We start from the raw sequence: 14406 nt of genomic DNA, 5'->3' as shown, positions 1-14406 counted from the left end.
CTGGTATCAAGTATCAAGTAAAAAAATGAGGTTTCCACCGTCTTGCTACTTGATACTAAATACTCGATACTATTACGCCAGCGCCTGTTTCAAATCCTCCAATAAATCTTCAATATCCTCAACCCCTACGCTTAAACGCAGCAGGTTATCTACCACACCGGCTTTATCGCGCTCGGCTTTGGGGATACTGCCGTGTGTCATACTCACAGGGTGATTGATGAGTGATTCTACTCCACCTAATGATTCGGCAAGGGAGAATACTTTAAATGAACCGGCAATGCGGAAGGTTTCCTGCAGGTCGGCATCTTTTAAAACGATGGAGATCATACCGCCAAAATCGCGCATTTGCTTTTTGGCAACCTCGTGGTTTGGCGAATCGGGGAATCCCGGCCAGTAGATCTTCTCTACCCTTGGGTGATCTTTTAAAAACTCGGCCACTGCCCTGCCGTTCTCGCAATGCGCTTTCATACGCAGGTGCAGGGTTTTGATGCCGCGCAGCACCAAAAAGCTGTCCATCGGCCCAGGCGTAGCGCCGCAGGCGTTGTATATGAACCAAAGTTTTTTGTAAAGCTCTTCATCGTTCAGCATCAGGGCACCCATCACCACATCGCTGTGGCCGCCAATGTATTTGGTTACCGAATGCATCACTACATCTGCACCCAGATCTATCGGGTTTTGCAGATATGGGGAAGCAAAGGTGTTATCCACCACAAACAGTAAATTATTGGCTTTACTTATCTTACCGATAGCCTCGATATCCACCACCTGCATGGTTGGATTTGTTGGCGTTTCTATCCAGATGAGCTTGGTTTTATCGTTGATGTATTCGCTAACGATGTCAGGGTCTTTCAGGTCGAGGAAGTGGAACTTGATACCGTAGTTAGCGTAGATTTTGGTGAAAATGCGGTACGAGCCACCGTAGAGGTCGTTACCGGTAATCACTTCGTCGCCGGGTGCGAGGAGTTTCATCACCGCGTCTGTAGCGCCCATGCCGCTGGAAAACGCCAGTCCGAACTTTGCATTTTCGAGAGCCGCTAAACAATCCTCCAGCGCCTTGCGGGTTGGATTGGTGCCGCGCGAATACTCGTACCCCTTATTATCCCCCGGCGTTTTTTGCCAGTAGGTAGAGGTTTGGTATATCGGCGTCATAATAGCGCCTGTAGTTGGGTCGGGCTCCTGCCCTGCGTGTATTGCTTTTGTTGCGAATTTCATGTGCGTTAGTTGATGGTTTATAGTTCATGGTTCATGGTTTTAGCCGATCTGTTACTATGAACTATCAACCATGAACTATGAACTCCCTAATATGCTCTTGCAAACAGCACTCTTTGCGTCGACGGATTGCCCGTCAAAATGCATTTGCCTTCTTCCTGCTTATTGTTCAAAGGTATACAACGGATTGTAGCCTTAGTTTCATCTTTTATCTTTTGTTCGGTTTCTGATGTGCCATCCCAATGTGCCGAAATAAAGCCAGGCTGCTCATCCAGCATGCGTTTAAACTCTTCGTAGGTATCTACCTCTGTGGTATTCTCTGCACGGAAGGTTGATGCTTTGGTGTAGATGTTAGTCTGGATCTCTTCCAGCAAAGCGGTAATATGCGCTGCCAGGCCGTCCTGTTGCACGGTTTCCTTGGTTTTTGTATCGCGGCGGGCAAGCTCTACGGTACCATTCTGCATATCGCGGCTGCCGATGGCTACGCGCAGTGGCACGCCTTTCAGTTCGTACTCGGCAAATTTGGCTCCCGGGCGATGGGTATCGCGGTTATCAAATTTTACGGTAACGTCTTTAGAGCGCAGCTCTTTGGTCAAACCTTTTACGTATTCGGTAATGGCATCCAGTTCTTCCGGGTGTTTGTATATCGGTACAATAACCACCTGTATTGGCGCCAGTTTCGGTGGCAATACCAGGCCTGCATCATCGGAGTGGGCCATAATTAGGGCACCAATTAAACGGGTTGACACACCCCATGAGGTGGCCCAAACAAAATCCTGTTTATTATCCCTCGTAGTAAATTTCACGTCAAATGCCTTGGCAAAATTCTGCCCTAAAAAGTGCGAAGTACCTGCCTGCAAAGCCTTGCCATCCTGCATTAAAGCTTCGATGCAATAGGTATCCAGCGCGCCTGCGAAGCGTTCGTTGGCGGTTTTGCGGCCTTTTACTACGGGCAATGCCATCCAGTTTTCGGCAAATTCGGCGTAAACATCCAGCATTTGTTCTGTTTCGGCTACAGCTTCTTCGGCTGTTGCGTGGGCGGTGTGCCCCTCCTGCCATAAAAATTCGCTGGTGCGCAGGAACAAACGGGTGCGCATTTCCCAGCGCATTACGTTGGCCCACTGGTTCACCAAAATAGGCAAATCGCGGTAGCTTTGGATCCACCCGCGGTAGGTGTTCCAGATGATGGTTTCTGAGGTTGGACGGATAATTAATTCTTCCTCCAATTTCGCGTCCTCATCCACAACAATATTGCCGGTTCCATCGTTCTTTAGCCTGTAGTGTGTTACTACAGCACATTCTTTAGCGAAACCCTCCACGTGGCTGGCTTCTTTGGAGAAGAAAGATTTTGGTATAAGTAAAGGAAAGTAGGCGTTTTGATGTCCCGTCTCTTTAAACATTTTATCGAGCTGGGCCTGTATTTTTTCCCATATAGAATAGCCGTAAGGCTTAATGATCATACACCCCCTGACAGGCGAATATTCGGCCATGTCAGATTTAATTATTAAGTCGTTAAACCATTGCGAATAATCTTCGTCTTTACTAATAACACCTTTGCTCATATACTGATTTATTGGAATAGAATTTGACTTTATAATTAATATTACTAACTGCCAAATTTATAAATTTATACGTTTATTTGAACTCGAACTTTATACTCTCTTCAAAATGAAAAGGAACCTACTCTTAGGAATCACAATGATCGGCGCCATGGCGCTGAGTTCCTGCTCCGTTAACAAAACCGCATCCAATCAAAAAAATAGCGATGACGTATACTTTTCGCAGGCCACGGCAGGCGAATCGCCCGAATACATCGCGCCAAAACCCGTGTATCGCCAGGACGAAGAAGCGGCATACCAGGAGGAGGGCGACGATGATTACTACTATTACGACGATTACTCATCACGTATAAATCGCTTTGCATACTACTCCCCTTTTAGTTACTACGATAACTATTATGGCAACTACAACCCATACAATTACGGCAACTACGGTTTCAATATAGGACTTGGCTACAGTCCCTTTACTTTACCTTATGGTTCGCCATATGGTTTTTATGGCGGAATTGGCTACGGATATGGCGCGTTTTCACCCTATGCAGGCTTTGGGTACGGCGGTTATTACGGCTACGGAGGCTTTGGTTATGGCTACGGCTATTCGCCATACTCTTACTACGGTACCGGTTATGGTTACGGCTATGGAGGCCAATACTGGGGCGGAATATCTGCTAACAGCAGTTATGGTACTCCACGCCCAAACAGGGGTAGCGGCAGCCCGCGGGGTGTTGGTGTAGGCGGCCGCAATGGTATAGGCTACACAGGCAGCCCAAATAATGGTATTGGTTATTATCCTAACAGGCCAAGCAGAAACGGTAGCAACGGCGGTTACAGCAATACACGTCCTAACAATACCGGCGGCTACAGCAATGCACGCCCTACCCGGGGAACGCGTGGCGAAAGCGGCCAAAGTTACCAGCCACAACAGAGGCCGGCAACCTCGGAACGCCAGCCAGACAGGCAGCCATCGTACTCTCCTCCTCCATCAAACAGTGGCGGCGGCGGTAGCAGCAGCGGATCAAGCGGCGGAGGCGGTGGTGGCGGCAGGCCAACAAGACCATAATTCATTTTTACACACCTAAAGTTTATGAAAATAAAATATCTACTCAGTGTGATCGCTATAGTAGCGGTCACTAAAAATAGTTTTGCCCAATATTCGCAGGATGCTATACGTTTCTCGGGAGGGCAAACAGGCTCTACGGCCCGTATAAAAGCGGTTGGTAACGCCGGTACAGCCATCGGCGGCGATCTAAGTTCGGTAAGTGGCAACCCCGCCGGCCTTGGTTTCTTTACCAAATCTGAATTGAGCTTAACACCTGAATTTAACGACATTAAGGTAAAATCTATCTACCAGAGCACACCCGGTATGGATACCAAAACATCCGGTAATTTAAACCATGCTGCCTTTGTAATATACCAGCAATTAAACCGCCCAAAAGGTGCCGACAGAAACAAAGGCTGGCTGAGTTTTAACTACGGTGGTGGTTACAGCCGCACCAACAATTTTTATGAAAATATTAATTACGCGGGCAGCAACGGCATAAACTCCATTAACGATTATTACGCCGGCCAGGCAAATTTATACGGCATTGATGTAGGTACTTTAGCAGGTAACGCTTACGACCATAATCTGATAGATAACTACGGCACAAATGCCAACCCTAATTATAAAAGCAACGCTTTCCCGGGTGTAGATCAGCAGAGCATCATCACCCGCACGGGTGGCCAGTCGGCTTTAGATTTTGCTTTTGGCGCCAACTACAGCAATAAATTTTATATTGGTTTGGGCGTAAGCTTTACCGATGTGCGCTTTAATTCGTTCAGCAATTTTTATGAGGACGGGGCATTATCAGTATTAGAGGGCACCCCTACACCGGTTGCGGTAACTCGCGATTACAGCTCCAAATTTTCGCAGGACCAAACCACCCGCGGTTCGGGCTTCAGCGGTCGGATAGGTGCTATTTTTAAACCAGTTGAGGCAGTACGTTTAGGCGCGGTGATTAACTCGCCTACTTATTACACCATCGACGATTCGTACAGCGAAAGCCTTGCAACCAATATTAGCAACGGGCAGCGTTACGAAGATGGCCCGCAAAATTATTCGTTAACGTATAATATGCGTACACCGTGGAAATTTGCAGGTGGGGCATCGGTATTTATAAAGTCGTTTGGTTTTATTACCGGCGATATAGAGTATGTAGATTATAGCAGCACCCATATTAGCAGCGACGCTGATTTTGATGCAACAGGCGACAATGCTTCCATCCGCAGCTTGTACCAATCGGCAGTAAATTACCACGTTGGTGCCGAAGCAAGGTTAACCAGTTTCTTTTTACTGCGTGGCGGTTACGGCACACAGGGTAAAGCCCGCCGTGACGATAACGCGAGCGACATTAAAACCGTAAGCGGTGGCGTAGGCCTGCGTTTTGGTGCTTATTATGTTGATGCAACTTACACCCACGCAACAGGCACTCAAACAGTATATCCTTATGAAATTGGCACAGCAAGCCCAAGCGTATTGCTAAACAGGACCAATAATAACGGCTTTTTAACTTTAGGATACCGGTTCTAAGTGGTGAGTGGTAAATAGGTGGTAAATAGAAAGTGGTGAGTGGTTTTTCACTTCTACATAAATAAAAAAAGCGATGAGTCGTTCTCATCGCTTTTTTTATGACATTACTTTACGTGGCTGGCGGCGAATTTTCCTACTCACTATTCACCACTCCCTATTCACCGCTCACCAACTTAATCTTCGTTCACAAACGACCTAAGCATCCAGGTGTTCTTTTCTTTGAATTGCATAAAGCGGTTCACCATGTCGTTGGTTCCATCGTCTCCGGCTTTGTCGGTTATCTCCAGTATCTCGCGCTCCATCTCTATCAGGGAAGCCATATCTCCTATGATCGCCTTCACCATATCGGTATCCAGCATACCTATCGTGTTTATTTCTTTTAAGGTCGATTGGCTGATGTAATCCTTAAAAGTGCTGTATGGCGGTTTGCCCAGGGTGAGGATGCGTTCGGCTAATTCATCTATAGTGGTAAGGGCCACAGTGTAAAGTTCTTCAAATTTTACGTGCAGGGTAAAAAAGCTTTTGCCTTTTACGTTCCAGTGGCAACCACGTAATTTTTGATAGTGGATGTGGTAATTAGCTAACAGGTCGTTCAGGTGGTCTACAACCGGTTTTACCTTTTTTTCTTCTAAGCTGATCTCTTTAGCGTCCATTGTGTAATTGTGTATATGTTTTGGTGGATAACATGCCTTTAGCGGCATTGTTTATAAAGGTAAGCACATTTGATATAATTGCCCATATTTGCAGCATAAATGACAATTTTGCAACCATTACTCAGCCATCAATTCGGCGGCACCATCTGGCGGATGGAGATAGATGAGCTTACCGACGTAATGGTGATAGAGATCCGCAACCAAACCGATAAACAGGTAAGTTTCGCGTCCCTCAACCTCAATACCGGCGAAATTTATTTTGAGGGTTTTAAAACGGACGAACGCTGGCTTACCGGTATAGAAGCTGTTCACAACGGCGTTGCCCTATTCCATTATTACAAACACGAGAGCGGCCCCGAGCATAAAGGCATCATAACCGTTGATACCAATACATCCGCACAGCTTTGGAGCAATTACAGCTACGCGTTCGACCATCTGAGCGTTAACGGACCGGTGGTTTACAATACCAGTCTTCTGCCGAAAAAACTATTGCTGGCAGATATTAAAACCGGGCAGGTGCTGCGTGGTTATGAAGGCGCGGATAAACCTTTACCCAATAGTATAGTCATACCTGCAATATCATCTGCAAACCAATTTGTTCCGGGGATGTTACCCGCCGAGCCTTTTGGAAATATAGTGCATTACCTTAATCACAATAACTATAGAATTGTATCTTTGCACGCGTTAAAAAACGGTGTGCTACAACAGCACATATATATTATGGATGGTATTGAAGTGTTGTATACCGATTTATTGAACACCAGTATACAAAAATTACAACCGGAGGCGTTTGTATTACATAAAAATGCACTGGTATACATTAAAAACAAAACAGAAATTATCGTATTACCCCTCTAAAATACTGTATAATAATTAATTATGAAGTTAAAGATCCTGTTAATATCCACTATACTCGTTACGCTTTCGGCATCGTTATTTGCCCGCCCGCTGGTTGATTCCGTTGGGGTGGAGAACCTCAATGGCAAGAAAGTGATCCTCCACAAGCTGGATCCGAAAGATAATTACTACTCCATTGGTCGCAAATACGGCGTTGCCCCAAAAAACATTATTGAGTTTAACAGTAACGCCAGTATGCAAATTGGCAAGATAATTAAAGTACCTACTGAACGCCCTTTTAGCGGCGAGGCAGCAGCACCCGCTGTAGTAACCACTACACCGGCCCAACAGCCGCAAACTAAACCGGTGGTGCAGCAACCCGTAACTACACCGCCTGTTAATACACCGGTGGTAACCCAGCAATCTACAACAACCACCCCGCCTGCAGTAAAACCTGCCGAACAAAAGATAGAGCAAAAAACCGCCCAGGAAGTAGCCAACAGCAACGTAAGCGGCATTACCGTGCAGCAATACAAGGTAGGTGCAGGGGAAACGCTTTACTCTATAGCCAAGCGTTTTGGTACTACGGTGGATGATATTACCGCAACCAATAAACTAACAAGCAGCATTGTACCGGGCCAGGTGTTAACCATCCGTTCGGGTGTGCCTGCTACCCCGCCGCCACCGCCGCCTGCTGCCCATCCTATAGATTCCGCGCTTGCAAAACGCGATAGTACCTATGTGGCATCCCCGGCAGATTCTTTAGCCGACAGACGTGCCGGTGCCAGCAAATACGGATTGTTTGAAAAGAACGAAAAAGGTGTGGCCACCTGGATAGATGATACCAGCCTGGACCCTAATAAAAAATTGATATTACACCGTACCGCCCCTATTGGCACGGTGATGCGCATCAGCAACCCTATGACGGGTAAAAGCACCTTTGCAAAAGTGGTAGGCCGCTTTACTGATAATCAGTCAACCCAGGGTGTAATGATCGTAATGACAAAAAATGTTGCTGAATCTATCGGCGCGATCGACAAACGTTTCCATGTAACCATTAGCTACGGTACGCCTAATGAATAAACCTTATGTAATTGGTGTTGCCGGCGGAAGCGGGAGTGGCAAAACCTTTTTTTTGAAGTCCTTTTTAGCGCACTTTACACCCGAAGAGGTGTGCCTGGTATCGCAGGATGATTATTATATCCCCGTAGCGCATAACATGACCAAGGAGGAAAATAAACTCTATAACTTCGATCTGCCGAGCACGATAGATGCCGACCTGTTTGAAAGCGATATCAGCAAGTTGATGCGCTGGGAAACCGTGTACCAAAAGGAATATACGTTTAATAACCCCAATATCGTCCCTAAGATATTGGAGATAAAGCCCGCCCCTATCATTATTGTGGAAGGTTTGTTTATCCTCCACTTCCAAAAAATAGCAAATGATCTCGACATGACCATCTTCATCGAAGCCGATGAAGACATAGCCCTCCGTCGCCGCCTAAAACGCGACCTGGCCGAACGCGGTTACTCTAACGAAGACGCCTATTACAAATGGGTAAACCACGTTGTACCGGCTTATAAAGAGTACCTGCTGCCCCACCGCGATAAGTGCGCCAAAGTGATCATTAACAATGGGCACGTAGCGGATGATATCTTTAAAGTAACGGATGAAATTTCGCAGGAATTGCGAGAGAAGGTGCTGGCTTAATTCCCGTTGATCTTCTTTCAATTTAAAGGTATAGAAGCAGTAGTTTCTTTTATAAAGATCAACCCATCAAAATCGATTCCCGGCCGCATGGGTAGTGTACCGCTATTGCCCCAGTTGGCGTAAATATTGGTGATGTTATTGGTAACATTATAAAAGGGATCCCCGTAGGCATTGCTGAACGCTATAAAGAAGGCAGGAAACTTTGCGTTTGCAAATACTGCCGAAAAAGACGCGGGCTTTGTTTCAAAATTGTGTTTTACAAACTCATCGCCATCCATTACGGTTACACTACCTTTAAAAGTATCAAAACCAATAGCGTAATATTGCTTGCCGTATGTTTTCCTTACATAATACCCCATCGCTTTACATTGGGCCATGGTGGTATCTTTAGCTAAGTGCAAATTGTGCCCCCAAATAATGGTTTTGGCTTTATTCGCCTGCTGAAAATCGGCAATATTCTCCGCCATAAATTCGTCCCTTGCTAATGGGTTGCTTCCCAGCGTACCCTGGTACAGTAGCGAAAGGCGCTTTTTAAATTCGGCTGAACTACTTTTAACTTTCACTTCGTTGTTCAAACTGCCTATAGCACCCGTTTCGCTATCAGATAGATCGTACAAATTATTATCCCCGGGAGCGGCTATCTTGTCTAAAACAGGCAGGGCAGCTTTTGTATTGGTGTAAAGCTGCGGGTTAGCTATGAGGTATTTGCTGCAATAAAGCGCCGATGCGGCAATGTCGCTCGCAAAATAATCGGTATCAAAACCAAAGAGGGCAACCTTACTGGCCGGGGCCTGGGCATCGTTATAAGCCTTAATAGACTGGAACAGTTCAAATATCTCCTGGTTATCAAACAAACGGAGCGCCTTCATCAGTTGCTTTAAGTCGCCCTGGCCAGTTTGCAGGTAATTATTGATGGCCACCATTGGCGAATGCCCAAACTCAAACCCGATGGACTTATAGTTTTCATGCCTGATGAGGTAATTGATGATATGTGTTTTTTCTACCGAGAACTCGTGTGTGCCATGCGATGCTTCGGCTAAACCGCAAATAGTATTACCCTTTAGCTGATCAGCCAAATAAGCAAGATATTTTGTTTGATTATCGCCGTCTATTGGTAAAGCATGTTCATTTATCCAGATTACCGATGATTGTTGGGCGAAGCAATAAGTGAAAGAAAAACAGGTAAACAGGAGATTGAGGAAGAAGCGCTTCGTCATGGGGAAATATTTTCATTAATAATTCCGAATTAACGAAATATTGTTCTGAAAATAAAACAAAATCGAAATAAAATTTTAAACAATGTTAAAATACAACTAATCGCAGTTTAGCAACAGATCGTAGTATTTTTTCATCAGCACGGTATCGTAATTAACAAGGGAATTGTAGGCTTCGGTAACCAACTCGTTCAAAATAGAAGAGCCGAGCTGCCCTGCCCCGTTTGGGATGGAATCGTAATAGGTAATAAGCTCTTTAACCCTTATAATTTCGTACAATAATTGCTGTATCAGGTCGGTTTGCTGGCCGTCCCCCATGCCACGCGAATTATTGAGAAAACCTAAAGGATCGTTGGTGGTAGATGTCATTTGCAAAACACGGATCCGGCTAAATGTTTTTCAATGTTACTTTACTTAATACTATTAAGTACCGCTAAGATTTGCATTTTGTTTTGATTTTTTACAAAAATTTTTAATTAAATAGCAAAACCCTCTTTTGGGAGGGTTTTGCATATAAAATAACGAAGATTATTTGCTTGAATCTGGCCTTGGCAGTAAAACTTTGCGCGAAAGTTTCAACTTACCTTGCTTATCAACATCAAGCAATTTCACACGTACTTCGTCGCCTACATTAAAGATACCATCCATGGTCTCAATTCTGCGGTGATCAATTTCAGATATGTGTAACAAGCCATCTTTACCCGGCATGATCTCAACAAATGCACCAAACGGCATAATTGATTTCACTTTACCTTCGTAGATCTCGCCAACTTCTGGTTTAGAAGCGATGTTGCGGATACGGGTTAAAGCCGCGTCGATAGAGGCCTTGTTATCGGCAAATACCTGTACGATGCCCTGGTTGTCTTTCTCTTCGATAGAGATAGTAGCACCGGTTTCGCGTTGCATTTCCTGGATGATCTTACCGCCGGGCCCGATAACCGCACCAATAAATTCTTTGTCGATTTTAATGGTAACGATACGTGGAGCGTGTGGTTTGTAATCTTCGCGTGGCGCGGTAATGGTTTTAGCCATTTCGCCAAGGATATGTAAGCGGCCTTCTTTTGCCTGGTCTAAAGCGTTGGTTAGAACTTCGTAAGAAAGACCGTTTATTTTCAGGTCCATCTGTACAGCAACAATACCATTTTTGGTACCGGTTACTTTAAAGTCCATATCACCTAAGTGATCCTCATCGCCAAGGATGTCAGAAAGGATAGCGTATTTAGTACCCATTTCGTTAGTGATCAATCCCATCGCGATACCAGATACCGGGTTAGATATTTTAACACCAGCATCCATCAAAGCCAATGTACCGGCACAAACCGTAGCCATTGATGAAGAACCGTTAGATTCCAAAATATCAGAAACGATACGGATAGTGTAAGGGTTCTCATCTTCGTGCGGTAAAACACGTTTTAACGAACGCATAGCCAGGTTACCGTGGCCAATTTCGCGACGACCAGCACCCCTGTTAGGACGAACCTCACCGGTAGAAAAACCAGGGAAATTGTAGTGTAACAGGAATTTTTGGTAACCGTTGATGAAAGCACCGTCGATCATTTGCTCATCGTCCTTAGCGCCTAAGGTAACGGTGGTTAATGCCTGGGTTTCGCCACGGGTGAACACAGCAGAACCGTGTGCAGATGGCAGGTAACCAACTTCGCTCCAGATAGAACGAATTTCTTTGGTATGGCGGCCGTCTAAACGTTTGCCTTCATCCAAAACAAGGTTACGGATGGCATCGTATTCAACATCGTGGTAGTATTTTTTAGCTAACGATTTGGTGATATCGTCAATTTCGCCTAAAGTAGCGATGTAAGCATCACGTACTTCTTTGAACTTAACAGAACGCTCGTCTTTTGCAGAAGCAGAAGAAGCGATATCATAAACCTGCTGGTAAGTAGCTTCGTAGATCGCTTTTTTAAGGTCTTCGTTGCTGTGCTCGTGGCTGTAAGTCCGTTTAACAGTTTTACCAACTTCTTCAGCCAGTTCAATTTGCGCTAAACACTGTATTTTGATAGCAGTGTGTGCAAATTTAATTGCTTCAACCAGTTCAGCTTCCTGTATCTCGGCACTTTCGCCTTCCACCATGTTGATGTCGTGCTGGTTACCTGCTACAATAAACTCAAGGGTTGCAGTTTTTAACTGGGTAAGGGTTGGGTTAATAACCAACTGGCCATCAACTTTAGCAACGCGTACTTCAGATATCGGCCCGTTGAAAGGGATATCAGAAACAGCTAATGCTGCAGAAGCCGCTAAACCTGCCAGTGCATCCGGCATAATGTCTTTATCGGCAGAAATTAAAGAGATCATCACTTGTGTATCAGCGTGATAATCTTCGGGGAACATTGGGCGCAATGCGCGGTCAACCAAACGCGAGATCAAAACCTCGTAGTCTGACAAACGTGCCTCGCGGCGTAAAAAACCACCCGGGATACGGCCGGTGGAAGCGTATTTCTCTTGATAATCTACAGAAAGAGGTAAGAAATCAATGCCCTCCTTAGCGTCTGGTGATGATACTACGGTAGCAAGCAACATGGTATCACCCATTTTAATTACTACAGAGCCATCTGCCTGTTTGGCCAGTTTACCGGTTTCGATCTCAATGGTGCGGCCGTCACCTAAATCAATTACCTTTTTAATTACGTTTAAACTCATCTTTTGTGTGTTGTGGGGTACTTTTCATCTTCAGGAGCACCCCGGTTTATGTGTGTGTGTATATTGTTTCGATGCGTATGTTTTTGCCGGTTTCTCTCGCGGCTTTTGAAGCTATTTTGGCTGGTTTTATAGGTTTATAAGGGGCAGCAACTCATGGTTTCAAAAAGTAAAAAGCCATCCAGCATAATGCGGACGGCTTTTTGAAAAATATTCAGGAGGATTACTTGATGATATCCCTCAGCGCTAAGGCCTTGATGATAGCACGATACCTGTTGATATCTTTTTTGAACAGGTATGCCAGCAATCCGCGGCGTTTACCTACTAATTTTTGTAGCGATAACTGGGTAGAAAAATCGTGTTTGTTTTTCTTAAGGTGACCTGTTAAGTGCGCTATACGGTAAGTGAATAATGCAACTTGTCCTTCGGTTGTACCGGTATCGGCTGCACTTTTACCGTGCTTTGCAAAGATCTCTGCCTTTGCTTCTGTACTTAAATACATTACGTAAATAATATTAAAGTGTTTAAAATTCTATTAATTGTGGCGCAAAGATACGGTTAAACTTTTATATGTGCAAGGGGTTTTAATTGTTGATCATGGAGGACTATGAGTGGTTGATTAAGTGAGTAATTGATTGAGTTGATTTAAATTAGTGAAGGGGTATTTGGCGGATCGTTGATTATGTGAATAATTGTTTATTAGGCATAGATTGGTGAGACCCAGCCATCCCCTATTTAGATATACGCCGCCGAAGATTAATCAAGCTACGGAACTAATCTCTATTCAACCACTCTCTATTCTCCAATTATGGCGTTGCCTTCGGCCCGCGCTATCCGTTCCAACTCCTCATTTCGCGCTGCTGACAGAAGCAGCGCTCCATTCCGGGGTTTCCACTCCCATCGCTAACGCTGGGAAAGCGGCACAGGCTTAATGCCCTATTCAAAATTATCAAAAGGAGGCGGATCCAAATAAACCTTGGTAATTTTAAACGCGTTTGGTATATCGTTAGCTACGCAGTAATCGGTGAGCCAATCAACAGCCATAACCTGCCCGCTTTCAACATACAGCCCATTTTTCGACAGAAAACCTTTTATATACCCTTCCGTCCTATTCAACTCTTCGCATATCGATGCCCACATATCGTAAGCACGATCTTCAAATTCCGCCTTTGCATCCTCCGGAATTTCAATTGGCTCTTCACCTGTTTGATAACGATTGTGGTATTCAAATTTCAAACTACACATAGCATAAAAATTTCCATAAACATAACCATTCACTGCGCTATCAACCATTCACCAATCCGGGGTTTCCACTCCTATCGCTTGAAAGACTGTCAAATCAAATAGTGTTGTATCAAAAACATTATATTTACGATGTGCACGATGATTTTACCACAGCTGAAAAAAAACTTTCGGATTGTATGGACAATATATCTGCAGGTAACTTTTATATAAAAAATATGGCCGACATAAAATCTCACATTTTATGGGAAGCTGTACTAAAAGGCGACCAAGCGCACAGCAGGCGAATAATCCAGTCTGATATTGATCAACTAAAAAAACTTTCTAACGAATGTAACTGCTGGATTTATTACAACCCGGAAACAAAGGTAACAGCGTTACCGCTTGATGAATGGAACGAAATCTACGATCAAGATAGAAATAGATGGATAGAAGAATTAAAAGCAAAAGGCAGGCATATATCAGTCATCAATCACCGTGAGCCATTTAAAGCCCGCCACCCTCGTATATCTTTTTTTCTCAGGCGGATACTACGCCTGCATTTGCCATTTATTTCACCTATCATTCAACATATATTGAACAGGCGATAAATACATATCCCCTATATTTACCAATGCGCCTGTTTAAAATCTTTGCGGCTTTGCGCGAAAACAATAGCATTCTTTTTATTTAAACTAAATTCGTTAAATTTGTTTAGCTACAATAAAGTCATGGCAACAACTCAAAATACGCATATAGAGCTTAATCCTGTTCAAATAAG

General features: G+C 44.5%; 14 protein-coding genes. 6 read left to right on the top strand and 8 right to left on the bottom strand.

The annotated features are described in order from the left end of the window. Positions 1-72 precede the first annotated feature (72 nt). Entirely contained in the window at positions 73-1233 is a 1161-nt protein-coding gene (locus ABIX36_RS21820; RefSeq protein WP_348084403.1) for a cystathionine gamma-synthase, read from the bottom strand. A 65-nt stretch (positions 1234-1298) separates the two neighbouring features. Then, entirely contained in the window at positions 1299-2771 is a 1473-nt protein-coding gene (gene proS, locus ABIX36_RS21815; protein WP_348084285.1) for a proline--tRNA ligase, read from the bottom strand. A gap of 106 nt (positions 2772-2877) precedes the next feature. On the opposite strand from proS, the gene ABIX36_RS21810 reads away from it, so the two are divergent. After that, positions 2878-3828: a hypothetical protein gene (locus ABIX36_RS21810; RefSeq protein ID WP_348084284.1), complete on the top strand. Its 951-nt coding sequence runs from the start codon at positions 2878-2880 to the stop codon at positions 3826-3828. A gap of 24 nt (positions 3829-3852) precedes the next feature. Next, positions 3853-5337, top strand: a complete 1485-nt coding sequence (locus tag ABIX36_RS21805) for a hypothetical protein (RefSeq protein ID WP_348084283.1) — start codon at positions 3853-3855, stop codon at positions 5335-5337. A 173-nt stretch (positions 5338-5510) separates the two neighbouring features. Here ABIX36_RS21805 and ABIX36_RS21800 read toward each other — a convergent pair whose 3' ends face one another. Beyond that, the gene (locus ABIX36_RS21800) at positions 5511-5990 is read right to left on the bottom strand and encodes a DNA starvation/stationary phase protection protein (RefSeq protein WP_348084282.1); all 480 of its coding nucleotides are present in this window, start codon (positions 5988-5990) and stop codon (positions 5511-5513) included. A gap of 108 nt (positions 5991-6098) precedes the next feature. On the opposite strand from ABIX36_RS21800, the gene ABIX36_RS21795 reads away from it, so the two are divergent. The 3 genes from ABIX36_RS21795 to ABIX36_RS21785 are packed head-to-tail and all read left to right on the top strand — an operon-like array spanning position 6099 to position 8538. Then, a complete protein-coding gene (locus tag ABIX36_RS21795) occupies positions 6099-6848 on the top strand; it encodes a DUF4905 domain-containing protein (protein WP_348084281.1) in 750 nt (249 codons plus the stop codon). A gap of 21 nt (positions 6849-6869) precedes the next feature. Beyond that, positions 6870-7910 carry a LysM peptidoglycan-binding domain-containing protein gene (locus ABIX36_RS21790; protein WP_348084280.1) on the top strand — a complete coding sequence of 347 codons (1041 nt, stop codon included), beginning with the start codon at positions 6870-6872 and terminating at the stop codon, positions 7908-7910. Then, positions 7903-8538: a uridine kinase gene (locus ABIX36_RS21785; protein WP_348084279.1), complete on the top strand. Its 636-nt coding sequence runs from the start codon at positions 7903-7905 to the stop codon at positions 8536-8538. Before ABIX36_RS21790 ends, ABIX36_RS21785 begins: the two co-directional genes overlap by 8 nt. Before the next feature lie 17 nt (positions 8539-8555). Here the strand turns inward: ABIX36_RS21785 and ABIX36_RS21780 are convergent, their stop codons facing one another. The 5 genes from ABIX36_RS21780 to ABIX36_RS21760 form a co-directional block, all read right to left on the bottom strand. Continuing rightward, the gene (locus tag ABIX36_RS21780; RefSeq protein WP_348084278.1) at positions 8556-9755 is read right to left on the bottom strand and encodes an erythromycin esterase family protein; all 1200 of its coding nucleotides are present in this window, start codon (positions 9753-9755) and stop codon (positions 8556-8558) included. A gap of 96 nt (positions 9756-9851) precedes the next feature. Continuing rightward, a complete protein-coding gene (locus ABIX36_RS21775) occupies positions 9852-10121 on the bottom strand; it encodes a hypothetical protein (protein WP_128536454.1) in 270 nt (89 codons plus the stop codon). Positions 10122-10280: 159 nt separating this feature from the next. Next, a complete protein-coding gene (pnp, locus tag ABIX36_RS21770) occupies positions 10281-12407 on the bottom strand; it encodes a polyribonucleotide nucleotidyltransferase (RefSeq protein ID WP_348084277.1) in 2127 nt (708 codons plus the stop codon). A 220-nt stretch (positions 12408-12627) separates the two neighbouring features. Next, a complete protein-coding gene (rpsO, locus tag ABIX36_RS21765) occupies positions 12628-12906 on the bottom strand; it encodes a 30S ribosomal protein S15 (protein ID WP_128536456.1) in 279 nt (92 codons plus the stop codon). A gap of 434 nt (positions 12907-13340) precedes the next feature. After that, the gene (locus ABIX36_RS21760; protein ID WP_348084276.1) at positions 13341-13697 is read right to left on the bottom strand and encodes a hypothetical protein; all 357 of its coding nucleotides are present in this window, start codon (positions 13695-13697) and stop codon (positions 13341-13343) included. A gap of 83 nt (positions 13698-13780) precedes the next feature. Here ABIX36_RS21760 and ABIX36_RS21755 point away from each other — a divergent pair, with 83 nt between their 5' ends. Continuing rightward, positions 13781-14236, top strand: coding sequence for a hypothetical protein (locus ABIX36_RS21755; RefSeq protein ID WP_348084275.1), 456 nt, complete (start codon positions 13781-13783; stop codon positions 14234-14236). The last annotated feature ends 170 nt before the right edge of the window (positions 14237-14406 follow it).

Origin of the sequence: Mucilaginibacter sp. (assembly GCF_039925265.1) — a bacterium.
GTDB lineage: Bacteria > Bacteroidota > Bacteroidia > Sphingobacteriales > Sphingobacteriaceae > Mucilaginibacter.
Note: the sequence above shows the minus strand (reverse complement) of the source record. Positions and strands in the feature narration are given on the sequence as shown.